Genomic DNA, 22,437 nt, shown 5'->3' with positions numbered 1-22,437 from the left:
TGGCAAAGCAGCACAAACGCCTTTTTGGCATGTAAGCTATGCGTTTTATGCATGGCTGGAGAAGGCTGATGAAACGCTTGCCGCCGTTGGATGCCTTGCATGTGTTCGCCATTGTGGCGCGCGAAGGCAATATGAGCCGGGCTGCCCAGGTCTTGCATGTGACCCAGAGTGCGGTGAGCCGGCAGGTGCGGCAGTTGGAGGAGTACCTCGGCGAGGTGCTGTTTGTGCGGCAGGCGCGGGGCATTGCCCTGACTGCCGTGGGGCGCCAGCTGCTGCCGGCGGTGGAGCAAGCCTTTGCCGGTTTGCTGCATGCGGTGGAGGGGCTATGCCAGCGGCCGGCCGACCTCAAGATCAAGCTGCCGCCTACCTTGGCCATACGCTGGTTCTTGCCACGGCTGCCGGCCTTCCAGGGGCTGCACCCTGGCATCGAGGTGCGGATGAGCACGGCCTCGTTCAGCCGTATCCATTTCGAGCGCGAGGACTTTGATGCGGCCATCGTGGCCGGCAATCAGGGGCCGGGCGAGGGCTATAGCGAGGCGCTGTTTGCCGAGACCCTGGTGCCGGTGTGTGCGCCGGCCATGGCCGAACGCTTGCGCCAGCCGGCTGATCTGGCCGGCGAGGCCTTGATACACCTGAGCCCGGACCACGCCGACTGGCGCCGCTGGTTGCGCCAGGTGGGCGTACAGCACCCGGCGCTGGAATCTGGCCCTAGTTTCGAGGTGATCGACATGGCGGTGAACGTGGCCAGCCAGGGCATGGGCGTGGCACTGGCCGACCCGGTGCTGATCGCCCACGATCTGCGTAGTGGCCGGTTGATTGCGCCTTTTCCGGCGCTGCGGATACAGACCGACTACCACTATTGGTTTGTCTGCCCACGAGGGCGGCAGCACGAGCCGGCACTGGCCGCGCTGCATGCCTGGCTCAAGGCCGAGATTGCCGATTCACTTGCTGCGTTAACGCCACAGCCTGCGCCACCTTAAGCGGTTTGATTGAGCATACTGGTCGGTATGGTTATATTGCTGCATTCACCTATCCGGTGACTTACAGGAGGAGATTGCATGAAACGCGTGATTGCCGCAGGCCTAGGCGGCCTGATGCTGGCCCTACCCGGTGCTGCCTTTGCCAATGTCGTGACTGCACCCAAGATACCGGTGCGGGATTTCTTCAAGAATCCGGAAAAGACCAATTTCCAGCTTTCGCCCAACGGCAAGTACATCTCCTTTACCCAGCCGGTCGAAAACCGCCTGAATATCCATGTCATGCCCAAGGGTGGTGAGGCCAAGCGGCTGACCACGGTGAAGGACAGGGATATCCGGCAGTATTTCTGGAAGGGCGACGACCATCTGCTGTTCCTCAAGGACAATGGCGGCGACGAGAACTTCCATCTCTATGCGGTGGACCGCGATGGCAAGGCCACGCGTGACCTGACTCCGTTCGACAAGGTGCGGGTGGAACTGATCGATGATCTGGAAGGCCATCCCACCGATGTATTGATCGGCCTGAACAAGCGCAAGGCTGAGGTGTTCGACGCCTACCGGCTGAATGTGAAGACCGGCGAGCTGAAGATGGTGGCCGAGAACCCCGGCAACATCACTGGCTGGGTTACTGACCACAAGGGCGCCATACGCGTGGCCCAGAGTACCGATGGGGTGACCTCATCGCTGCTCTACCGCGCCAATGAGAAATCGCCGTTCAAGACGGTACTGACCACCAATTTCAAGGATTCGGTGGCGCCGCTGTTCTTTACCTTCGACAACAAGCGCCTTTATGCCGCCTCCAACCTGGGTCGTGACAAGGTAGCCATCGTCGAGATGGACCCGGCTACCGGTAAGGAACTGAAGGTGGTCTACCAGCGCGACGATGTGGATGTTGACGGCCTGCGCTACTCCAAGAAGCGCAAGGTGCTGACGGCAGCCACCTATGAGACCGCCAAGATGGAGCGGCACTTCTTTGATGACACCACTGAAAAGCTGATCAAGGGCCTGCAGGGCAAGCTGCCGGGGTATGAGATCACCCTGCAGGGCAACAAGAATGAAGATGCCTGGATAGTCTCGGCCTGGAATGACCGTACCCGTGGCACCCGCTACTACTACGACGCCAAGGCTGACAAGCTGGAAAAGCTGGCTGAAGTCACCCCCTGGTTGAACGAGCAGCAGATGGCCAGTACCAAGCCTATCAGCTATACCAGCCGCGATGGCTTGACCATACACGGCTACCTGACCCTGCCCCTGGGCAGCGAGGGCAAGAACCTGCCGGTGATCGTCAACCCGCACGGCGGCCCTTGGGCGCGTGACAGCTGGGGCTTCAACCCGGAGGTGCAGTTCCTGGCCAATCGTGGCTATGCCGTGCTGCAGATGAACTTCCGTGGCTCTACCGGCTACGGCAAGGCGTTCTGGCAGGCTTCGTTCAAGCAGTGGGGCAAGACCATGCAGGATGACGTCAGCGATGGCGTCAACCACTTGGTGAAGCAAGGCGTGGCGGACAGCAAACGCGTCTGTATCTATGGTGGCAGCTATGGCGGCTATGCCACCCTGGCCGGCCTGACCTTCTCGCCTGATCTGTATGCCTGTGGCGTGGATTACGTGGGGGTGAGCAATCTGTTCACCTTCATGAAGACCATACCGCCCTACTGGAAGCCTTATCTGGACATGATGTACGAGATGGTGGGCAATCCGGAGAAGGACAAGGCACTGATGGAGTCGGCCTCGCCGGTCTTCCATGTGGATAAGATCAAGGCACCTCTGTTGGTGCTGCAGGGCGCCAAGGACCCGCGCGTGAATGTGGCCGAGTCTGACCAGATCGTGGCGGCGCTGAAAAAGCGTGGCGTGGATGTGGAGTACATCGTCAAGGAGAACGAAGGGCACGGTTTTGCCAACCAGGAAAACCGCTTCGAGGCCTATGAGGCGATGGAACGTTTCTTTGGCAAGCATCTGGGCAGCTAGGCCAGGCGTAATGGGCAAGTAAGACGGCCGGCGCAAGCCGGCCGTTTTTTGTGGGAAGGACTTACGATGTATTGGCTGGAGAGTGAGCGCCTGCTGTTGCGGCGCTGGGAGTCGGCGGACCTTGATGACTTTTGCCGGCTGACCGGCGATGCCGAGGTAATGCGCTGGGTGGGCGACGGCACCACGCTGGACAGGGCTGACACGGCAGTCTGGATTGAACGGGCGAATGCCAATGTGGCGCGCTGGGGATTTGGTACCCATGCGGTATTGAAACGCGACGACAGGTCGGTGATAGGCTGGGCAGGCCTGATACATAGCGAGCAGGCGAGTGCTGCCGATAGCGCCGAGATTATCTATGCCTTGCGGCCGGACTGCTGGGGGCGGGGCTACGCCACCGAACTGGCGGCGGCCCTGCTGGCATGGGCTTGGCAGCATAGCGATCTGGTGCGCATCATGGCCACCATAGACCCTGCCAACGCGGCGTCACTGGCGTTGATGACCAAGCTGGGTTTCAGCCATGAAGGGGACGGGCTGGATGAGGATGGCCTGCCCGAGTCCCGTTTCGCCATCCACCGCCCTGCATCACTGGCCGGCTGAGCTGGTGCTGCCAGTGCTGCCGCTAGCCTTGGCGGTATCGAGGGCGGCCTTGAGTTGGGCATATTCATTGCAGCCGGGGCCGCAGAGCTGAAACAGCGTTTGCAGTTCTGCCTCGGCGCGAGCCAGGTCGCCCAGTGCGATATAGGCTTCGCCTAGGTATTCATGGGCGCCACGGTGTTTTGGGTCCAGGCTCAGGGCCAATTGGTAGTGGCGCAGCGCGTCGGGCAGCTTGCCCAGCTTGCGATAGGCATAGGCCAGCTGGTTCTGGCCGTTGGCGTCCTTGGGGGCGCGTTCAAGGTATTCCTGCAGCAAGCCTACAGCACGCTCATGCTGGCCCAGCCGATTGGCCGCCAGCGCGTCGCTGTAGTCCGGGTCGGGCTTGGCGTCATTCTCGTTGGACCAGCCGGCAGCCAGGCTGGTGGTGGCATACAGGGCACAGGCGAGCAGGGCCAGGAGGAAGGTAGGGCGCATGGATGGGTTTCCGGTGGAGAAGGTGGCGCCGGGGCGCCACCGATTATCGCAATGCCCGCAAGGGCGGGGTCTTTAGCACCCTTGCCAGCAACGGTGCGGCAGCCAGTCGCGCAGCCAGGGCGCCGCTGATCAGGCCAAAGGGCAGGAGCCACCAGCTGATGCGGGCCGGCAGTTCGAACAACTGCTGCGAGGCCCCCGCGCCTATGCCCAGCGCCGCCGCAGCTGCCAGCAAGCCGGCCAGGCCGCCCACCAGCAGCAGTTCTGCGCTGGCAGCCTGCCGGACGGTCTTGCCTGAGGCGCCCAGGGTACGCAGGATGGCGGCCTCGCGCTTGCGCTCGTCATGGGTGGCCAGGGTGGCGGCGTACAGCACCACGATCCCGGCTGCCAGGCTGAAGGCGAATACCACCTCTACCGCCGACAGCACCCTGTCGAGTACGCCGCGTACTTCGCGCAGTATCACCGAGACATCGATGACGGTGATGTTGGGGAACTGGCGCGACAGCTCGGTCGAGAAAGTACGCTGGGCATCCGGCAGGTAGAAACTGCTGACAAAGCTGGCCGGCTGGCTCTCCAGCAGGGCGCGATTGCCCACCACGAAGAAGTTGACCCGGAAGGAATCCCAATCGACCCGCCGCAGGCTGGTGACCGGGGCCTTGAAGACCTGGCCGTCTATGGTAAAGGCCAGCTCGTCGCCCAGCTTGATGCCCAGGCGCTGGGCCAGGCCTTCTTCCAGCGACCAGGCGGGGGTGTTGTCGCTCAGGGGCACGCCCGCTACCAGCCGGTTGTCGTTGCGCAGGCTGCCACCCCAGCTGAGGTTGAACTCGCGCTCGGCCAGGCGGCGGGCGCGTTCGTCGGGGTATTTGTCGGCCACCACCGGCTTGCCGGCAATGCTGTGCAGGCGGGCACGTATCATGGGGCCGAACACTGGCTCGGGCAGGCCGGCGCGCTTGAACTCGGCCAGGATGCCGGCGCGTTGCTCAGGCTGGATATTGATGGCGAAGCGATTGGGTGCATCGACCGGGACGGACTTGTCCCAGGCACTGAGCAGGTCGTTGCGCACCACCGTCAGCAGCATCAGCGCCATCAGGCCCAGCGATAGCGAGACGATCTGCGCCACGCTGAGGCCGCGTCGCCGGGCAACATTGGCAAGGCCGAAGCGCCAGCCCAGCTGGCCGGGCAGGGGCAGCTTGGGGGTGATCCAGACCAGGCACCAGGCCGCCAGGGTGGCCAGGGCTACCGTGCCGGCGAGGCCGGCCAACGCCAGACCGGCCAGGGTGGTGTCACCTGCCTGCCAGTAGATCAACCCGGCCAGCGCGGCCAGGCCCAGGCCAAAGGCCAGGGGGGCGTTCCCCGCCGGGGTGGCATCGCGCCGTAGTACCCGCAGGGGTGATACGCCCTTGAGCCTGAGCAGCGGGGGCAGACAGAAGCCGAACAGCAGCACCAGGCCGACTGCTGCGCCGGATAGCGCCGGCAAGGGGCCGGCCGGCGGCAGGGTGGTTTCGAACATGCCGGCCAGCAGGTGGGCCAGGCCGAATTGGGTCAGCCAGCCCAGGCCGATACCGGCACTGATGGACAGCACGGCCATCAGGCTGTACTGGCGCAGGAACAGGCCGATGATATTGCCTTGGGTCAGACCCATGGTATGCAGCAGGGCGACGGCATCGAGGTGGCGCTCCACATAGCGGCGGGCTGCCAGTGCAATGGCTGCGGCTGCCATGAAGACGCTGATCAGTGCAGACAGGCGCAGGAAGCGTTCCGCCCGATTGAGCGAGGTATTGATTTCAGGCCGCGCCTCGCGCACATCCTCCAGCCTTTGGCCGCGCTGCAGTCGGGGCTTGAGCCACTCACGCATGGCGGTCACCTGGTCGCGATCACCTGCCAGCAACAGTCGGTAGCGCACCCGGCTGCCAGGCTGGATCAGCCCGGTGGCGGGCAAATCGGCATCGTTGAACATGGCGCGGGGGATGAAGTTGTACAGATCCATCGCACCATCGGGCTCACGCGCCAGGATGGGGCCCAGGGTAAAGGCTTTATCGCCCAGCTTCAGCGTGTCACCAGGCTTGAGCCCCAGCGAGCTGAACAGGCGCTGGTCGGCCCAGATGGTGCCGGGAGCGGGGCCGCCGCTTACCTTGGCCTCGCTGCCTTTCTGCAGCAACCGGATATCGCCGCGCAGCGGATAGCTGGTGGAAACGGCCTTGACCGTCACCAGCTGGGCGTTGTCGGCCGTCTGCGCCATGCTGGGGAAGGTGGCGGTGGCACCCCGCATCAGCCCGCGCCGGTCTGCTTCGGCCAGGAAATCGGCGGCGATGGGTTGGTCGGCATTCAGCACCAGATCGGCGGCCAGCAGCTGGTCGGCTTCGCTTTGCAGGGCACGGCCTACCCGGTCGGTAAAGAAGCCCACGCTGCTCATGGCGGCAATGGCCACCACCAGGGCGATGGCCATGATGGTCAGTTCGCCGGCAGTCAGATCGCGCTTGAGCCAGCGCCAGGCCAGGCCCCAGCCGTTCATGGCTTGGCACCCCAGGGGGCGGGCGGCAGGGCGACCGGCTTGGTCAGGTCGAAATCCACCCGGAAGCGCCGCTCACCCCTTTGCAATTGGTAGCTGTAGTGCTGGCCGGGCAGTATCTCCACCCGCCAGGTGTTTTCGGCTGCAGCTGGTATCAGCTTGGCCGTATGGGCATCGGCCGGGAAGGACTGCAGGCTGGCCGTGCCGGCCTCGGCGGTGTCGCCACCGTACTGGGTGATGCTGTCCTCGCTGCCATCGGCATGGCGATGATCATGCTTGAGTCGCAGCCCCTGGGCAGTACGGCTGATGACCCAGGTGCGGGAGTGGTCGTCGCCGACATGGAAGGGCACCCGTATGACCTCGGGGCTGCATTCGCGCACGTGCATGGTCAGCTTCTGTTCGCGGAAGCGGGTATCGCTGGGGTTGCCCTCTACCAGCCTGCCCTCGAAGGCCTTGCCGCAGAGGCTGCTCAACTGGCGGAAGAAGGCATCGGCTGGTTTTTCCTCGGCAGCATGGGCGGGCAGGGCCAGCGCGCCAGCCAACAGGAGGGGGAAAAGGTGCAGGGAATGGGTCATGTCTCGGTCTTGTTCTGTTGTTGGGGCTGGATTGAGCGCAGGTCTGGGGCGGCCGATGCCGCTCATACCCCGTCGCGTTCTATGACCTGGCCGCCGGCCAGCCGCAGGCGGGCGCCACAGCGTGCCGCCAGGCGTTCGTCATGGGTGACCAGCACCAGGGTGGTACCGGATTCGCTATTGAGGCTGAACAGCAGATCGATGATGCGCTCGCCGGTCTGGGTATCGAGGTTGCCTGTCGGTTCATCGGCAAACAACAGCTTGGGACGGGTGACAAAGGCGCGTGCCAGGGCCACGCGCTGCTGCTCGCCACCCGAGAGTTCCTTGGGGCGGTGCTGTACGCGGCTGCCCAGGCCCACCCGCTCCAGCAGCGCCTGTGCTTCGCGGCGAGCCTCCTTGTGGCCGTTCAGCTCCAGCGGTAGCGCCACGTTGTCCAGCGCGGTCAGGGCGGGCAGCAGCTGAAAGCTCTGGAACACGAAACCCACATGCTCGGCCCTCAGCCTCGCCCGGCCGTCTTCGTCCAACTGCCCCAGCGTGTGACCAGCCAGGGTGACGCTACCCTTGGTGGGGGAGTCCAGGCCGGCCAGCAGACCCAGCAGGGTGGACTTGCCCGAGCCGGATGCGCCGACGATGGCCAGGGTGCTACCGGGTGACAGGCTGAAACTCACGTCGTCCAGTATGGTCAGGGTCTCGTGGTCGAAACCTACTTGCTTGCTGAGACCCTGGGCCGCCAGAATGGGGCTACCTGTGGTTGATGATTCACTGTGAAGGAAATCTGGCGTGGCGCGCATTGTTCTGTTCTTGGGTTTGCTGATTAGTCTGTATACACCAACTGCCTGGGCGGATGGCCCCAAAACCTTGCTGGTGTACGGCGATAGCCTGTCGGCTGGTTACGGCATCCGGCTGGAAGCGGCCTGGCCCAGCCTGCTGCAAAAGAAGCTGGGGCCAGGCTGGCGGGTGATCAATGCCAGCCAGTCGGGAGAGACCACAGCAGGTGGCCTGACCCGTTTGCCGGCAGCCCTCAAGGCCCACAAGCCCGATGTGATCCTGCTGGAGCTGGGGGCCAACGACGGCCTGCGTGGCCTGCCGGTGGCGGCTGCCCGCGCCAACCTGGTCAGCATGATCGAGCAAAGCCGGGCCAGCGGCGCACGGGTGGGTTTGATCGCCGTGCGCTTGCCACCGAACTTTGGCGGTAGTTTCACGGCAAAGTTCGATGCCATGTTTGGCGATCTGGCCAAACAATACAAGCTACCCGCACCACCCTTCCTGCTGGACGGTATCGCAGACCAGCCGGCCCAGTTCCAGGCCGATCAACTGCACCCGATTGCGGCCGCCCAGCCCAGGCTGCTGGACAATGTCTGGCCCATGGTGAGCAAGCTGGTCAAGTAACAGTCCACCCTATCCATAGGTAGTCTCCAGCAAGCTCACCTTTGTTTAGTGAGCTTTCTGGACGCTACCGTTATGATGCAGGCCATGACGTTACCTTTGACAGCTGTCTCGGCTGCCCTGCTGGCGCTGGCCTTTGCTTGGGCGGTACGCCTATGCTGGCAAAGAAAGGACGTGGTTTGCGGCGTGGGCTTCTTGCTGGCCATGTTGACCGCCACCCTGGGTTCGCTCCGCTTTGGCGGGGTTGCGGCGGTTGTTCCCGTACATGGCTTTCTGGCGGAGCTGACCAACTGGGTACTGCCTACGCTGGTGGCTTTTTCTGCGGCCCCACCGCGCGCGGCCTTGCCGGTCATATCGCTGGGATTGCTGGCTACCGTGATGGGGTGGCCAGAGCTGTTGCGTCAGGTTGTCAATAGCCTGTCCTTGCTGGTCATCCTGCTCAATGCCAGCCGGGGTGGCTGGTTGAGCTGGTTGCCAGCGCTGGTCGGTATCACCGGCATGGCAATGGCGGGTTTTGGCATCGGCACCAAGGGCGCCTGGGCGGGGGTACCCCGTTTGTTTTTTTATCATCTGCTGCTGATGCTGGCGGTGCTGTGTCTCTCTTATGGCTTGCACAAGCAGGCGGAGCATGTCGAGCCAGTCAGGCCCTGAGGGATTTCTGGCAGTACATCAAAGCGCGCTAGAATGCGCCCGCACATCCCGCTGCAAGGCAGCGACACCACAGGGCGCTGGTTAGCAGAGCCTTGCCGAGGACCAATACGATGAATACCGCAGATTACCTCGCGCGCGCAGGACTGGCCGCAGCCCTGGATGCCGATGCAGTCAGCAACCATCTGGCCGCTTATGGCGAGATTGCCGAGAACAGCCAGGCACCGGCGGACGTCGCGTCGCTGTATGCCTACCGTGTGCCAGAACTGGGTGAGAACGGTGCCTGCTCCTTGCCCGATCAACTGGCTGAAGCCCCCTATGATCTGGCGGCAACGCTGGGCGGAGTGCGTGCGGACACTACCGTGCAACTGGCAGCGCTCAAGGAACTGGTAGACCGTATCGTGGCCGAGACCGCCTGTGGCTGGCTGGGCGTGTACCAGGCGCGCGAGGTGGCTGGCGGCCGGGCCTTGGTCAAGTTGGCCTATGCCGGCAAGCCCAGCCGGGCCGAATTCCCACTGACGGCTGAGTTTGCCTTGCACTCCAACAACAGCGCAGTGGGTTTGTCGGGGCAGGGGCGCATCATAGATAACGTAGCCAGCTATGTGGCCGAGGGCGGGGCGTATTACACCTGCGATGCCGAGGTGCAGAGTGAAGCCTGCCTGCCGCTGTTTGATGAAGCCGGCGTGATCGTGGGCATTGTTGACGCAGAAGACGCCCGCCGCGATTTTTTCCAGGGCGAGATACTGGCCAGGCTGGTGGCCCTATGCTTGCTGGCGCCAAACTGCCTGCCGGATTGACCCGGGGTAGTTTGACAGGGCGTTCGTAGCGCTGGCCGCCTAGGCTGCAGCCCGGGGCGGCCAAACCTACACCTTAGCCGAGCTGGCTGCTTGGCGGTACGCGAGCGCATTGGCGTTTTGGACGAACTTGGCTATACCGAGCTGACAACTAACCTTGCCTGCGGCGATGGAATTCGCCCGCAGTGCATGCCGTCAGCCAGGAGAGGAAAGGCCATGCCCACGCCACAAGAGATTACCCAGTCGTTGAACGCCCACCAGAACGATTTCTCTCAGGCGCAGTGGCAGGGCTTGCAGCAGGTGCGCAGCCTGTTTGCCTTTGGCGCTCGCCGCCATCGCAACCCCATGATGCGCAACGAAGATGTGCTGCATGGCGGCCATATGGTGGTACAGGACAACGGTGCGCTAAACCAGTCGCTGCAGCAGACCGAGGCAAATAGCGGCTGGACTGGCTCGCGCCGTCCGCGCGATTGGACCAGTCTGCCCAGCTCGCATTACCCCAATCACGATGCGGCACAGACCGAGTTGCAGATGCCGTTCAACCAACGGAATTTCGGCACCATACTGCACGGCACCACGCCGCAGGGCCATAGCTGGGTGCAGATGGAAGCGCACTCTGGTGTCACCTCGGTTAACGGCGGAAGGCTCAGAGCCCTGACTGACTACGCCTTGCACGCTACCGATTATCAGCAATACCGCCAGCACAACCAGAATATCGGCCCTATGGGCATGTCACGTTTCACCGAGGCCCGCCCGCTGACCATTACGGCAGGGCAGCTGGACATGCGTCGGCGCATACAGGCGTTTGAACCCCTTTTCGCCGGGCGCAACCAGCGGGTAGACGAGCTGGCGCGGATGCGGGGGCGGCGCGATAACCTCAACCAGGGCATACGGGCTCGTCTTTAGCCTGGCGGGGCGACGGCGCCAAACGCCCTGCGTTGTTCGGCGAATATCAGTCCTTGCCATGGAGAAGCCCGCGTATGCGGGCTTTTTCCTTTGTTAAATCAATGAATAGCAGAAAACCCTTATGTTTCTGTCGGGTGAATCCGCTGATACTGCGATCCGCGCCCGGCGCCATGGCTGGGTTTTTCGTCCGTCGCAAAGTCGGGTTTGAGCTGCCGCCGGGGCGAACTGCATGCCGCAGAACCGATCATGAGCCGCAGCGTCCGCCAGACGACAGGGGTAGTACTGATGAAGTTATCGTATCGCATGAGCGCCGTCATCGGCGCCGTTTGCAGTCTGCTGGTGGTGATCGGGGTGATCGCCGTGGTGGGCTTTCAGAACAACCAGGCGGGTCTGGTCCGATTTGTGGAGCGTGACCAGGCTGAACTGCAAACACTGACCCGGCTGTATGTGCTGGCGCAGGGCAGCAGTGTGTCCTTGCGCAGCCTGTATGCCGACCCCACTAATGAACAGGCTCTGGCCGAACTCAATGCGGCGCCCGAGCGGATAGCAGCCGTGGTGGCTTCGGCCAATACGCTGCTGGCCGGCGATGCCGATGACCTGAAGCGTCTGGCGCGCTTTGCCGAATTGCGCAAGCTGCAGCAGCAATACCAGTTCGAGGCGCGTGAGCTGGTGCTGGGCGGCGATCTCGATGCGGCGCGAGACAAGATCATTCAGTTCGAGAGCATGCTGGCGTGGGAGCCCATGCAGGCCTTGCTAGAAGACTGGCTCAAGGCGACCCATGGGCAGGTTCAGGCCGCCAAGGCCGAGGCTGCAGCGGCCAGCCAGCGCATCATAGGCGTGGTGGTTGGGGTGGCGCTGGGTGCGCTGGTGCTGGCGGTGCTGCTGGGGGTCTGGCTGGTGCGCTCGGTCATGCGCCAGATAGGCGGCGAGCCTGACATGGCACGGACGGTGATGCGGCGATTGGCGGAGGGGGACCTGGCCCAGGCCGTGGCCGTGCGGGCCGGTGACAGCGACAGCCTGCTGGCCAGCGTTGAAGCCATGCGGCAGGGTCTGGCCGGGAATGTGCAGGCATTGCGTGCCCTGGCCGAGCAGGTCAGCAGCGAAGCCAGCCAGGTGAGCGGGGGCACCCGGCGCATCTCTGGCAGCGCCCGCCAGCAAAGCGATTCGGCTGCTGCTATGGCGGCGGCCATCGAGCAGTTGAGCGTCAGTGTCAATCATCTGGCCGACAATGCCCGAGTGGCCCACAGCTTGACCGAGCAGGCAGGCCAGGGGGCAGAGACGGGTAGCGTCACCATACAAAAAGTGGGTGCCGAGATAGACCGGGTGGCGAAGTCGATTGCGCAGTCTGCAGGCACCATCAATGCCTTGGGTGCCGAAACCGAGCGCATATCCTCCATCGTTGCGGTGATACGCGACATTGCCGACCAGACCAATCTGTTGGCGCTGAATGCTGCCATCGAGGCTGCCCGCGCTGGCGATACCGGGCGGGGCTTTGCCGTGGTGGCAGACGAGGTGCGCAAGCTGGCCGAACGTACCAGCCAGGCCACTGCCCAGATAGGCGGCATGATAGCGGCCACCCAGGCATCGGCCGTTGAAGCCGTGCGCGACATGGAGGCGGCAGTAGGCCAGGTGGCGGTGGGGGTAAGCGGTGCACGCAGCGCCGATGCCGCCATGCGGGCGATACAGGCAGGTAGCCACGAATTGGTGGGGGTGACCAACGAGATATCGCTGGCACTGAAGGAACAATCGTCGGCCAGCCAGGAGATTGCCCAGAACGTGGAGCGCATCGTGCAGATGGCGGCCAGCACCACGGACGAAGCTGAGCAGGGCGCCGCTGCAGCGGGCCGCCTGGCCGAGGTGGCCCAGGCACTGCAGGCCAGCGTGGCGCACTTCCGCCTGTAAACTTGGTGGTCATGGGCCTGGGCGGCGCCGGATCGCTTCAGCCGGTATCGCCTACCGGCTCACGCTTGATGTTCGGTGGTGGCGAGGTCGTATAGCCTGTCCCTGTCAAACCTGGCCATGGCATCGCCGTGCTTGTCGAAGCCCAGGGTACGATAGAAGCCCTGCACGTCCTGGTCGGCAATCAGCATGACACGGTACACCGGCAGGCGGTCCAGCAGCGATTGCATCAGCCGCTGGCCCAGACCACGGCCCTGGTAGTCGGGATGGACGGCGACATCATAAATAAAGCCGTGGTATTCGCCGTCGGTAAGTGCTCGGCTGGCGCCAACCAGATGCCCGCCAGCATAGGCCAGGCAAACCAGCTGGCTGTTGAGAAATGCCCGCCGTATCTTGTCGCCCTTGCGCCCACCCAGGCCGGCGGCGGCAAACAGGGCCTCCAGCTCAGCAGTGCCGAGCTGGTCGCAGTGGTCGCGCAATTGGATATCCATTCAACCTTCCCTGGTGTTCAAAAGCGCATGCCCAGCCAGATGACGGCCGAGGTCGCGCCAGCGACCAACGGGTCCAGCAGACGGGGCCAGAACTGACCTGGCTTGAGCTGGGCTGCCGCATCATCGTGATGGGCTTGTTCGTCGGCCAGGATCGCTTCTATGGTCTCTGTGGCGGCGCTATCCCGCCCTTGCAGCGTCTGTAGCTGCTGTTGCAGATGCACCAGAACGACCCGCTCCACGGCTACCGTGGTGGCGGTAATAGCCTGCACGCCCAGCAAGCCAGTGCAGATGCCCAGGAAGTAGCCACCCATCGCGCATAGCCAGTAACTGCGGCAGCGAGGCACTGCGCGCCTGGCCAGCTCAGCCGCAAAAATGGCGCGATGCCGGGTTTCATGTGCCTGCTTGTCTGCCAGTCCGGCACAGGCTGCCGGCGCAGTAAAACGGGCCAGCAAACGCTGGCCCGCATAGATATGGACTGCACCGTGCTCGCCAGCGTGGTTGACCTTGAGTATCCGGTCACCCAGCGTCAAGCGCATCAGCGTTGCTTGCTGCTGGTGTACCACAGGGCGGCACCGGCCAATATCATGGGCAGGCTCAGCCACTGGCCCATGCTGAAACCGAAGGTAAGGATGCCCAGGAAGTCATCGGGTTCGCGGGCGAATTCGGCAACAAAGCGGCAGAGACCATAGCCCAGCAGGAAGACGGCCGACACCTGGCCGGTACGGCGTGGCTTGCCGGAGAAGACCCACAGCACGACGAACAGCAGCAAGCCTTCCAGCACAAACTGGTAGAGTTGGGAGGCGTGGCGGGGCAGTGCACCGTAGGCCTGCAGCATGGCATTGTAGGCCGGGTTGAATTGGGCAGCCTTGAGATCGGCCTGCTGGGCGGTGGGGAACAGCATGGCCCAAGGCGCATCAGGGCTGGTGACGCGGCCCCACAGCTCGCCATTGATGAAATTGCCCAGGCGGCCTGCGGCCAAGCCCAGCGGCACCAGCGGGGCGATGAAGTCAGTCACTTCAAAGAAGCTGCGGCCGGTCTTGCGGCCGAACAGCCACATGGCGACCAGCACGCCCAGGAAGCCGCCATGGAAGGCCATGCCGCCCTCCCATATCTTCAGCACATCGAGTGGGTTGGCCAGGTAGAAGGCGGGCTTGTAGAACAGCACATAACCGAGCCGACCACCCAGTATCACGCCCAGCACACCGTAGAACAGCAGGTCGTCCAGCTGTGTGGTGGTCCAGCCGCTATGTGGGTTGCGCTTGATGCGGCGGTGCCCCAGCCACAGGAAGAACACAAAACCAACCAGGTACATAAGCCCGTACCAGCGTATGGAAAGGGGGCCGAGATGAATGGCGACCGCGTCGATTTGCGGATGAGTCAGCATGGTGCGCTCAGTTATGCGGGAAAGGCCGGCATTATAGCCGGCATGTCTGCATGATACTTGCCAGCCCGCTTGGTTCCCTGCCACGGCTTGCCGGCAGGGGTTTTGCCTGGGCGGTAACCGTATGGCCTGGGCAGCGCTGCTTGGCCCCCAGTAGTGGCGGGCGCATTGCTGCTGCGGGGGGCTTGCGCGTGCGTAATTTCTTCTTGCATATCAGTCATATGCTGCACCGAGGCAATCCGCCGGCACCGTGCCGTGCCGGGTGCGCACGGCTGCTGCAGGCGCCCCTTTTACCCCTCTTTCAGGCTACAATCATCCGCCTGAGACCTGAAACGTAGCGCCCGCCATCGCCGGCGCAGGGTCGCGCCCTGCAGGCCCACCACCCGCTTCCCCGCGCCCCCGTTTCCACCCGTACCACCGGGCTGTCGATCCGTTCCCATTGATGAGGCGCGCCTGACCGTGCCAAGGATTTAGCAGCATGCCCACTTATCGTTCCCGTACCACCACTCACGGCCGCAACATGGCCGGCGCGCGCGCCCTGTGGCGAGCCACCGGCATGAAGGATGGCGATTTCGACAAGCCCATCATTGCCATTTCCAACAGCTTTACCCAGTTTGTACCCGGCCATGTGCACCTGCAGAACCTGGGGCAACTGGTAGCCCGCGAGATAGAGCGGGCAGGCGGGGTGGCCAAGGAGTTCAATACCATCGCCGTGGATGACGGCATCGCCATGGGCCACGGCGGCATGCTGTATTCCTTGCCCAGCCGCGAGCTAATCGCCGACTCGGTGGAGTACATGGTCAACGCACACTGTGCCGATGCGCTGGTGTGCATTTCCAACTGCGACAAGATCACGCCCGGCATGCTGATGGCCGCCTTGCGCCTGAATATTCCGGTGGTGTTCGTCTCGGGCGGGCCGATGGAGGCCGGCAAGGTCAACTGGCGTGGCAGTGAACGCAAGCTGGATCTGGTGGACGCCATGGTGGAAGCCGCCAATGACCAGGTCAGTGATGAGCAGGTTGATGCGGTTGAGCGTAGCGCCTGCCCTACCTGCGGCTCGTGTTCCGGCATGTTTACCGCCAATTCCATGAACTGCCTGACCGAGGCGCTGGGTTTGTCCTTGCCTGGCAATGGTTCCACCCTGGCGACCCACGCCGATCGCAAGGAGCTGTTCCTCAAGGCCGGCCGGCTGATCGTGGAACTGGCCAAGCGCTACTACGAAGGCGACGACGCCAGCGTGCTGCCGCGCAATATTGCCACCTACGCGGCGTTTGAGAATGCCATGAGCCTGGACGTGGCCATGGGCGGCTCCACCAATACCGTGCTGCATCTGCTGGCTGCCGCTAGCGAAGCCGGGGTGGACTTCAAGATGGCCGACATAGACCGGATTTCGCGCCGGGTGCCCTGTCTGGCCAAGGTGGCACCGGCTACCCAGAAATACCATATGGAAGATGTGCACCGTGCCGGTGGCGTGGTAGCCATCCTGGCCGAGCTGGATAGGGCCGGACTGATCAACCGCGAGGTGCCCACCGTGCATGCGCCCACCATGGCGGCTGCGCTGCAAGCCTGGGACGTAATGCAGCAGCCCGCCGATTCCGACGTGCACCGTTTCTACCGCGCAGCGCCCGGTGGCGTGCCGACCACCATCGCCTTCTCGCAATCGATGCGCTACCCGGAGCTGGACCTGGACCGTGAGGGCGGCTGCATACGCTCCCGCCAGCATGCCTATTCGCAGGATGGCGGCCTGGCCGTGCTGTACGGCAATATCGCCGAACGCGGCTGCATCGTGAAGACGGCCGGGGTAGACGACAGCATCCTCAAGTTTACCGGCAGGGTGCGTATCTTCGAGAGCCAGGATGCCGCCGTGGCGGCCATCCTGGCCGATAGCATCGTGGCGGGCGACCTGGTGCTGATACGTTACGAAGGCCCCAAGGGCGGCCCTGGCATGCAGGAGATGCTCTACCCCACCAGCTACCTGAAATCCAAGGGGCTGGGCAAGGACTGCGCGCTGCTGACCGATGGTCGCTTTTCGGGCGGCACATCGGGTCTGAGCATAGGCCATGTGTCTCCCGAAGCGGCCGAGGGTGGGGTGATAGGCCTTGCTGAGGAAGGCGATACCATAGAGATCGATATCCCCAATCGCCGCATCCATCTGGCGGTGGCTGACGAGGAGCTGGCGCGGCGCCGGGTGGCGATGGAGGCCCGCGGCGTACAGGCCTGGAAGCCGGTGAACCGCGACCGCCTGGTCAGTGCGGCACTGCGGGCCTATGCCGCCATGACCACCAGTGCCGATACCGGTGCAGTGCGTGATGTAAGCCAGATAGAACGCAGGTAGACCGCCCCCCGAACCGCCAAGGAGTTGACCATGCAGATTGCGAACCTGCCTTTTTGTACAACGGATTGGTCGCAGCTTGCCGTGACTGAACACCCTGGCGTGACCGGGATGGCTACCTGGCGTACCCAGCAGTTTGGCGAGGTGCGGCTGCGCATGGTGGAGTACAGCCCTGGCTACCTGGCCGACCATTGGTGCGAGAAGGGGCATTTCCTGCTCTGCCTGGAGGGCGCTCTGCATACCGAGCTGAAGGATGGCCGGCAGTTTCTGCTGCGTGCAGGGATGAGCTACCAGGTGGCCGATGGCGCGGAGCCCCACCGCTCCAGCACGCCTGTCGGGGCCAAGTTGTTTATCGTGGATTGATGGGCAGGATGGCAAACAATCCGCAGCATGCGGCTTTCTATGCGGTGATTGCCGGCATACCCGAGGGCTGGGTGATGAGCTATGGCGCGGTGGCCAAGCGTGCCGGCCTGCCACGCCATGCCCGCCATGTTGGCATGGCGCTCAAGCAGGTACCGGCTGGCTTGGACCTGCCCTGGTGGCGGGTGGTGAACGGTGAGGGCAGGATCAGCCCGCGTGGGCTGGATGGCTCGGACGACCTGCAGCGGGTGATGCTGCAGGGCGAGGGCGTTGCCTTTGCCGCAAACGGCCGGATAGACCTGAAACGTTTTGGCTGGGGCGGATAGCCCGGCCCCTTTGCCTGCCTGGCCCGCTTCAATCGAACTGGGCAACTTCGCCATACCGCCTTAACTCGTACTGCTTGAAGGCCTCGCGCAGCTGCTCCTTCAGCTCTTGTGGCTGCCAGGGCTTGGTGATGAAGCGGAAGATGGCGCCTTCGTTGATGGCCTTCAGGATGGAGTCCACGTCGGTGTAGCTGCTCATGGCGATGCGTACCGTATCGGGATGCAGGGTTTTCACCTGGCGCAGGAAATCGGCACCGCTGATGCCGGGTTGGCGCTGGTCGGCCAGCACCACGCCTACCTGGTTGATGGCCAGGATCTTGAAGGCATCGGCAGGGCAGTCCACGTTCAGTATGTGGTAGCCCTCGCGGTGCAGGTCGCGCAGCAGATAGGTGTGTATGGCGGGTGTGCTGTCCACCACCAGCAAGGTGCGCTGATTGCGTTTGATGCTGATGGCGGGCAGTGACAGCACACCGTCATCTGCCAGCAACTGCACGCAACTGCTGGCGGGCAAGGGGGGCGAATAATAGTAGCCCTGTATCTGGCTGCAGCCAGCCTGCAGCAGAAATCCCAGCTGCTCTGCCGTCTCGACGCCCTCGGCAATGACGGCGATGCCCAGCGAATGCGCCATGCTGATGATGGCGCGGGTGACGGAGGCGTTTTCCAGGTTGAGGTGGACATCCTCGACAAAGCTGCGATCTATCTTGAGCTGGTCGAATGGATACTTGCGCAGATAGCTGAGGGCCGAGTAACCGGTGCCGAAATCATCGATGGACCACTTGAGCCCCACCGCCTTGAGATCGTTCATGATGCGCTGCGCCGTGTCCACGTTCTTCATCAGCAGGCCTTCGGTGACCTCCAGCTTGAAGCGGGCGGCCGGTACCTGGTGGCGGTTGAGCGTGTCGCTGATGTAGGCGACGATATCGTGCTCCTGCAGGCTGTAGGTGGAGATGTTGATGGCCACCTCGCCAGGGTCGTAACCCGCTGCCAGCCAGGCGGCCACCTGCTGGAACACACAGTTGATCACATAGCGATCCACATCGCGTATCAGGCCGGACTCCTCGGCCACCGGGATGAAGTCCAGCGGAGAGATAATGCGGCCATCGGCCATGCGCCAGCGTATCAGCGCCTCGAAACCGCACAGTGCGCCAGCCCGCAGATCAAGCTGTGGCTGGTAGAACATCTCCAGTTCGCCATGGCTGATGGCATGGCGCAGATCACGCTCCAGTGCCACACGCTTCTGCACGGTGTCGTTCATGGTCAGCTCGAACCGGCTGATCTGGCTCTTGCCCTGTTCTTTGGCCTTGTACATGGCGGTATCGGCATTGCGCAGCAACTCGTCCACATCGCTGCCATCGGAGGGGTAGAAGCAATAGCCCATGCTGCTGGAGACATAGAGCTCCACCTCATTGGCCAGCTTGATGGGTAGGGCCAGTTGAGCGCTCATGCGCTTGAGGGTGACTTCCACCTCGTGATCGCTGCGGGTTTCGGGCAGCAGCAGCACGAACTCATCACCCCCCAGGCGGGCCACCGTATCGTACTCACGTACGCAGTCATTTATCCGTTTGGCGACTTCCACCAGCAACTGATCGCCTACTGAATGCCCCAGGCTGTCGTTGACGTACTTGAAGTTGTCCAGGTCCATGAAGGCCAGGGCGAAGCGCGCGTTGTGGCGGTTCGCCTGGACGATGGCCTGGCGTATGCGGTCCATCAGCAGGTTGCGGTTGGGCAGCGTGGTGAGGGTGTCGAAATTAGCCTGGTGCTCCAGCTCATCCTGGTAGCGTTTGGCATCGGTGACATCGTTGAGCACCCCCACGTAGTGGCTGATATTGCCCTGGCTATCGAAGGTGGGCGCCACCCGCAGCTCGTTCCAGAACATGGTGCCGTCCCTGCGGTAGTTGCGCAGCAGCGCCTTGCCCTCGGTACCTTGCAGTAGTGCCAGTCGTATGGCCGAGAGTGCCACCTGATCATTGTCCTCACCCTGCAGGAAACGACAGTTGCGGCCCATCACTGCCTCGCGCTTGTAACCGGTAATCCGCTCAAAGGCCTGGTTGACGTAGATGATGGGATTGTGAGCCTGCCGGTTGTCGGTAATGACGACCGCGTTGACGCTGGATTCAATGGCGCGGTCGCGTACCCGCAGCTCCAGGTCTATCACCTGCTGAGCGGTGATGTCCTGCTGCACCACGATGGCGCCCTGGATACGGTTACGTTCATCGGTCAGGGGCACTGCCGAATTGAGCAGGGTGCGCTTGACGCCATCCAGAGCCTGCACGTCTATGGGTTCGTTGAGCATCAGCTCACCGACAGCCAGCACCCGCGCCAGCGTCTGGCGTATGCGCTGCACGGCGGGGTCTTCGTTTTCGGGCGGCACTTGCGGTGCGTGGGAGAAGGGGGCGGCACCGCTCCAGATGCGTATGGCCTCGGGATTGTGCAAGAGCACGCTGCCTAGCCTGTCGGTGACCCAGACGCCAATGGGCAGGGTTTCCAGTACCTTGAGCATCAATGCTTCGCTGTGCCGCAGGGCGATCTCGGCCCGTTCGCGTTCGGCCATCTCTACCCGCAGTGCGCTGGTGCGCTCCTGCACCAGGCTTTCCAGCCGCTCGAACACCCGCGCTCGGGTCAGGGCGATGGCCAGTTGCTGGCCTACTGCCGTCAGGGTGTTGAGTTCGGGCTCCGGCCAGTCCTCACCGTCGTCGCGCACCACATTGAGTATGCCCACCAGTTCATGGCCCAGCATCAGCGGGGCGCAGGCATGCCGTCGGGCATGGGCCAACACACCGCAGTTACCCACATTGAAGGCCGTCAACTGGCCATCATGCTGCAGGGCATGCTGGCAGGGGCAATCCTGGCTGGCCGCAGCGTTGATGCGGTCTATGTCCACCGGGCCGCTGGCGCCGGCAAAGCGCAGCGTACCCTCCTGGTTATCTGCCAGCAGCAGCCAGGCACCCTGGCTATGCGGAAAACAGCTGACCGACAGCAGCGAGGCATCGATCAACTGTTGCTCGGTCTGTGGGGTGCTGAGGCCGGAGGAAAAGCGGAACAGGCTGTCCAGCAGGCTGTGCGACTCGGACAGCTCCACATGCTTGGCCTGCAACTGGCTGTTGAGCCTGACACCCTGCTCATAGGTCGAAATCAGCAGATCCAGTATCTGCTGGCGTGCCGCCGTGATGAAATGGCGCTCGCCCTCCAGTACTACTTCCACCCCCATGGATACCCTGTCCTGGCCGCGCAGCTCATTGTTGGCCAGCAGGTAGCGCAGGCGTGACACCAGGTATTTCTCGTCGTAAGGCTTGAGGATGAAATTGTCGGCCCCGCAGGCCAGGCCATGAACCACGTCACGTGGGTCGGACAGGGTGGTGACCAGAATGATGGGGATATGGCTGGTCTCGGGATTGGCCTTGAGGCGGCGACACAGCTCGTAGCCATCCATCATGGGCATGACCACGTCGCTGATGATGATGTCCGGTACCCGCTCGCTGACCTTGCCTAGCGCCTTTACACCATTGTTGGACACGCGAGGCATGCAACCGTGGCCCTCCAGCAGGGCGCACAACTGCTCGGCCTGGGTGGGGCTGTCCTCAACGATCAAGATATCGATTCCACGCAGCATGTTGGCTGCCCTCCTGTGATGTCGAGCTGCTGACAAAAAACGCCAGCAAGGTAGTGCAAACATGGCGTAGTGCCTGCACTGCCTGCTGTGTGCACCGCATGCACGCGCTGGTTGTGCTTGCCATCGCGCATGCGGTGCCGGGTTTTGTTGGCCGCTCTTATTAATTCGCTGTCTTGTGACAGTCGGTTTGTTGCATCAAGTGATTCAGTATGGCGGCCATGCCGCCGGGTGTTTCTACATAGCAGGCAGCATGCTGGTTGATGGCGGCCTTGGGCATGCCGTCGACTACCGCCGAGGTGGGGCTTTGTACTAGGGTCAGCGCACCCAATGCCTTGAGCCGGGATAGACCTTCCACGCCATCGCGGCCCATGCCAGACAGCAGCACGGCAATGGCGTGCCCCCGCATCTGACTGGCAGTGCTGTCGAACAGCTCGTCTATGGCCGGGCGGATAAAGGGTTGTCGTGCGCTCTGGTCGAGTGACAGCTGCAAGCAGGCATCCACCCGTAAATGCTGGTCGTCCGGTGCCACATAGATGTGGCCGGGCTGCGCCACCTGTCCATGGCTGGCCAATTGCACCGGCATGGTGGTCTGGCTTGCCAGCCATTCGCAGTAGTTGCCGGCAAAGCCTGGCGAGATGTGCTGCACCAGCAGGATGGGCCAGGGGCAGGCTGGGTTCAGCCGGTTTAGCAGGATCTTGATGGCCGGTGGACCGCCCGCCGAGGCGCCCAGGACCAGGACGCGAAAGGGCCGATGCAGCCAGTGCTGCAGGGAGAGCAGGGTCGAGGCCTGGGCTTCGGCGGAAGGGGAGGGTTGCCGCACCGCGGTATGGGCGAGATATTGCAGGCTGCTGCTCAGTACCTCGGCACGTTGCTGGAAGTGTGGGTCGGTAGGGCTGATGGGTTTTTCCAGCACCATGAGCGCGCCGGCCTCCAGTGCTTGCATGGCAGTCTGCGCACCGGGGAGGTTGATGCCACTGGTCACGATGACGATGGGCAGTGGATGTTGCTGCATGATGCGGCGGGTGGTTTCGAAGCCGTCCAGGCCCGGCATATGGACGTCCATGGTGATCAGGTCAGGTTGCAATGCTGACAACTGATCCAGCGCGGCCTGGCCATGCTCGGCTTCGCTGACGCGAAACCCGACCTGCTCCAGTATAGAGCGCAGCAGCAGTCGGCTTACACTGGAGTCGTCTACGAGCAGTACATGCATGTGAGGCTC

At 63.1% G+C, this 22,437-nt stretch carries 20 protein-coding genes; 11 read left to right on the top strand and 9 right to left on the bottom strand.

All coding sequences use genetic code 11. From position 1 onward, the window contains the following. Nucleotides 1-68 precede the first annotated feature (68 nt). The 3 genes from QWZ03_RS13645 (at nucleotide 69) to QWZ03_RS13635 (ending at nucleotide 3,539) form a co-directional block, all read left to right on the top strand. Complete coding sequence (locus QWZ03_RS13645; protein WP_290333223.1) at nucleotides 69-980, top strand: LysR substrate-binding domain-containing protein; 912 nt, start codon at nucleotides 69-71, stop codon at nucleotides 978-980. Between the two features lie 78 nt (nucleotides 981-1,058). Beyond that, the gene (locus tag QWZ03_RS13640) at nucleotides 1,059-2,942 is read left to right on the top strand and encodes an alpha/beta hydrolase family protein (protein ID WP_308447568.1); all 1,884 of its coding nucleotides are present in this window, start codon (nucleotides 1,059-1,061) and stop codon (nucleotides 2,940-2,942) included. A gap of 66 nt (nucleotides 2,943-3,008) precedes the next feature. Continuing rightward, nucleotides 3,009-3,539: a GNAT family N-acetyltransferase gene (locus tag QWZ03_RS13635; RefSeq protein ID WP_290333222.1), complete on the top strand. Its 531-nt coding sequence runs from the start codon at nucleotides 3,009-3,011 to the stop codon at nucleotides 3,537-3,539. Here the strand turns inward: QWZ03_RS13635 and QWZ03_RS13630 are convergent. The 4 genes from QWZ03_RS13630 to QWZ03_RS13615 form a co-directional block, all read right to left on the bottom strand. Continuing rightward, entirely contained in the window at nucleotides 3,525-4,010 is a 486-nt protein-coding gene (locus QWZ03_RS13630) for a tetratricopeptide repeat protein (RefSeq protein ID WP_290333221.1), read from the bottom strand. The genes QWZ03_RS13635 and QWZ03_RS13630 overlap by 15 nt on opposite strands. 43 nt (nucleotides 4,011-4,053) lie before the next feature. Further along, nucleotides 4,054-6,519 (bottom strand): ABC transporter permease, encoded by a 2,466-nt coding sequence (locus tag QWZ03_RS13625; RefSeq protein WP_290333220.1) that lies wholly within the window; start codon nucleotides 6,517-6,519, stop codon nucleotides 4,054-4,056. Next, complete coding sequence (locus QWZ03_RS13620; RefSeq protein WP_290333219.1) at nucleotides 6,516-7,091, bottom strand: hypothetical protein; 576 nt, start codon at nucleotides 7,089-7,091, stop codon at nucleotides 6,516-6,518. Before QWZ03_RS13620 ends, QWZ03_RS13625 begins: the two co-directional genes overlap by 4 nt. A gap of 62 nt (nucleotides 7,092-7,153) precedes the next feature. Beyond that, nucleotides 7,154-7,879, bottom strand: a complete 726-nt coding sequence (locus QWZ03_RS13615; protein ID WP_284194837.1) for an ABC transporter ATP-binding protein — start codon at nucleotides 7,877-7,879, stop codon at nucleotides 7,154-7,156. Here QWZ03_RS13615 and QWZ03_RS13610 point away from each other — a divergent pair. From QWZ03_RS13610 to QWZ03_RS13590, 5 genes are all read left to right on the top strand, one after another. Continuing rightward, nucleotides 7,869-8,477 (top strand): arylesterase, encoded by a 609-nt coding sequence (locus QWZ03_RS13610; RefSeq protein WP_290333218.1) that lies wholly within the window; start codon nucleotides 7,869-7,871, stop codon nucleotides 8,475-8,477. The genes QWZ03_RS13615 and QWZ03_RS13610 overlap by 11 nt on opposite strands. 84 nt (nucleotides 8,478-8,561) lie before the next feature. Then, the gene (locus QWZ03_RS13605) at nucleotides 8,562-9,125 is read left to right on the top strand and encodes a hypothetical protein (RefSeq protein ID WP_290333217.1); all 564 of its coding nucleotides are present in this window, start codon (nucleotides 8,562-8,564) and stop codon (nucleotides 9,123-9,125) included. 110 nt (nucleotides 9,126-9,235) lie between these two features. After that, nucleotides 9,236-9,919 (top strand): GAF domain-containing protein, encoded by a 684-nt coding sequence (locus tag QWZ03_RS13600; RefSeq protein ID WP_290333216.1) that lies wholly within the window; start codon nucleotides 9,236-9,238, stop codon nucleotides 9,917-9,919. Between the two features lie 213 nt (nucleotides 9,920-10,132). After that, a complete protein-coding gene (locus QWZ03_RS13595; RefSeq protein ID WP_290333215.1) occupies nucleotides 10,133-10,822 on the top strand; it encodes a hypothetical protein in 690 nt (229 codons plus the stop codon). Nucleotides 10,823-11,068: 246 nt separating this feature from the next. After that, entirely contained in the window at nucleotides 11,069-12,724 is a 1,656-nt protein-coding gene (locus tag QWZ03_RS13590; RefSeq protein ID WP_290333214.1) for a methyl-accepting chemotaxis protein, read from the top strand. Nucleotides 12,725-12,783: 59 nt separating this feature from the next. Here the strand turns inward: QWZ03_RS13590 and QWZ03_RS13585 are convergent, their stop codons facing one another. From QWZ03_RS13585 to lgt, 3 genes are read right to left on the bottom strand one after another with little or no spacing between them, the layout of a single operon-like run. Further along, nucleotides 12,784-13,212: a GNAT family N-acetyltransferase gene (locus QWZ03_RS13585; RefSeq protein ID WP_290333213.1), complete on the bottom strand. Its 429-nt coding sequence runs from the start codon at nucleotides 13,210-13,212 to the stop codon at nucleotides 12,784-12,786. Nucleotides 13,213-13,229: 17 nt separating this feature from the next. Further along, nucleotides 13,230-13,748 (bottom strand): demethoxyubiquinone hydroxylase family protein, encoded by a 519-nt coding sequence (locus tag QWZ03_RS13580; protein WP_290333212.1) that lies wholly within the window; start codon nucleotides 13,746-13,748, stop codon nucleotides 13,230-13,232. After that, nucleotides 13,748-14,596: a prolipoprotein diacylglyceryl transferase gene (lgt, locus tag QWZ03_RS13575; protein ID WP_290333211.1), complete on the bottom strand. Its 849-nt coding sequence runs from the start codon at nucleotides 14,594-14,596 to the stop codon at nucleotides 13,748-13,750. The genes QWZ03_RS13580 and lgt overlap by 1 nt, the downstream gene beginning before the upstream one ends. Nucleotides 14,597-15,071: 475 nt before the next feature. On the opposite strand from lgt, the gene ilvD reads away from it, so the two are divergent. The 3 genes from ilvD to QWZ03_RS13560 are packed head-to-tail and all read left to right on the top strand — an operon-like array spanning nucleotide 15,072 to nucleotide 17,611. Beyond that, entirely contained in the window at nucleotides 15,072-16,928 is a 1,857-nt protein-coding gene (ilvD, locus tag QWZ03_RS13570; RefSeq protein WP_290333210.1) for a dihydroxy-acid dehydratase, read from the top strand. A gap of 30 nt (nucleotides 16,929-16,958) precedes the next feature. Then, complete coding sequence (locus tag QWZ03_RS13565; RefSeq protein WP_290333209.1) at nucleotides 16,959-17,288, top strand: DHCW motif cupin fold protein; 330 nt, start codon at nucleotides 16,959-16,961, stop codon at nucleotides 17,286-17,288. An 8-nt stretch (nucleotides 17,289-17,296) separates the two neighbouring features. After that, complete coding sequence (locus QWZ03_RS13560; protein WP_290333208.1) at nucleotides 17,297-17,611, top strand: MGMT family protein; 315 nt, start codon at nucleotides 17,297-17,299, stop codon at nucleotides 17,609-17,611. 28 nt (nucleotides 17,612-17,639) lie between these two features. On the opposite strand, the gene QWZ03_RS13555 is transcribed toward QWZ03_RS13560, so the two are convergent. Together QWZ03_RS13555 and QWZ03_RS13550 are read right to left on the bottom strand one after the other, a co-directional pair. Beyond that, nucleotides 17,640-21,218 carry an EAL domain-containing protein gene (locus QWZ03_RS13555; RefSeq protein ID WP_290333207.1) on the bottom strand — a complete coding sequence of 1,193 codons (3,579 nt, stop codon included), beginning with the start codon at nucleotides 21,216-21,218 and terminating at the stop codon, nucleotides 17,640-17,642. A gap of 160 nt (nucleotides 21,219-21,378) precedes the next feature. Then, a complete protein-coding gene (locus QWZ03_RS13550; RefSeq protein WP_290333206.1) occupies nucleotides 21,379-22,428 on the bottom strand; it encodes a chemotaxis protein CheB in 1,050 nt (349 codons plus the stop codon). Between the last annotated feature and the right edge of the window lie 9 nt (nucleotides 22,429-22,437).

It is taken from the genome of Chitinimonas viridis (genome assembly GCF_030409555.1).
In the GTDB taxonomy this organism is placed as follows: Bacteria; Pseudomonadota; Gammaproteobacteria; order Burkholderiales; family Chitinimonadaceae; genus Chitinimonas; species Chitinimonas viridis.
This window is presented reverse-complemented; position numbering and strand designations above follow the sequence as displayed.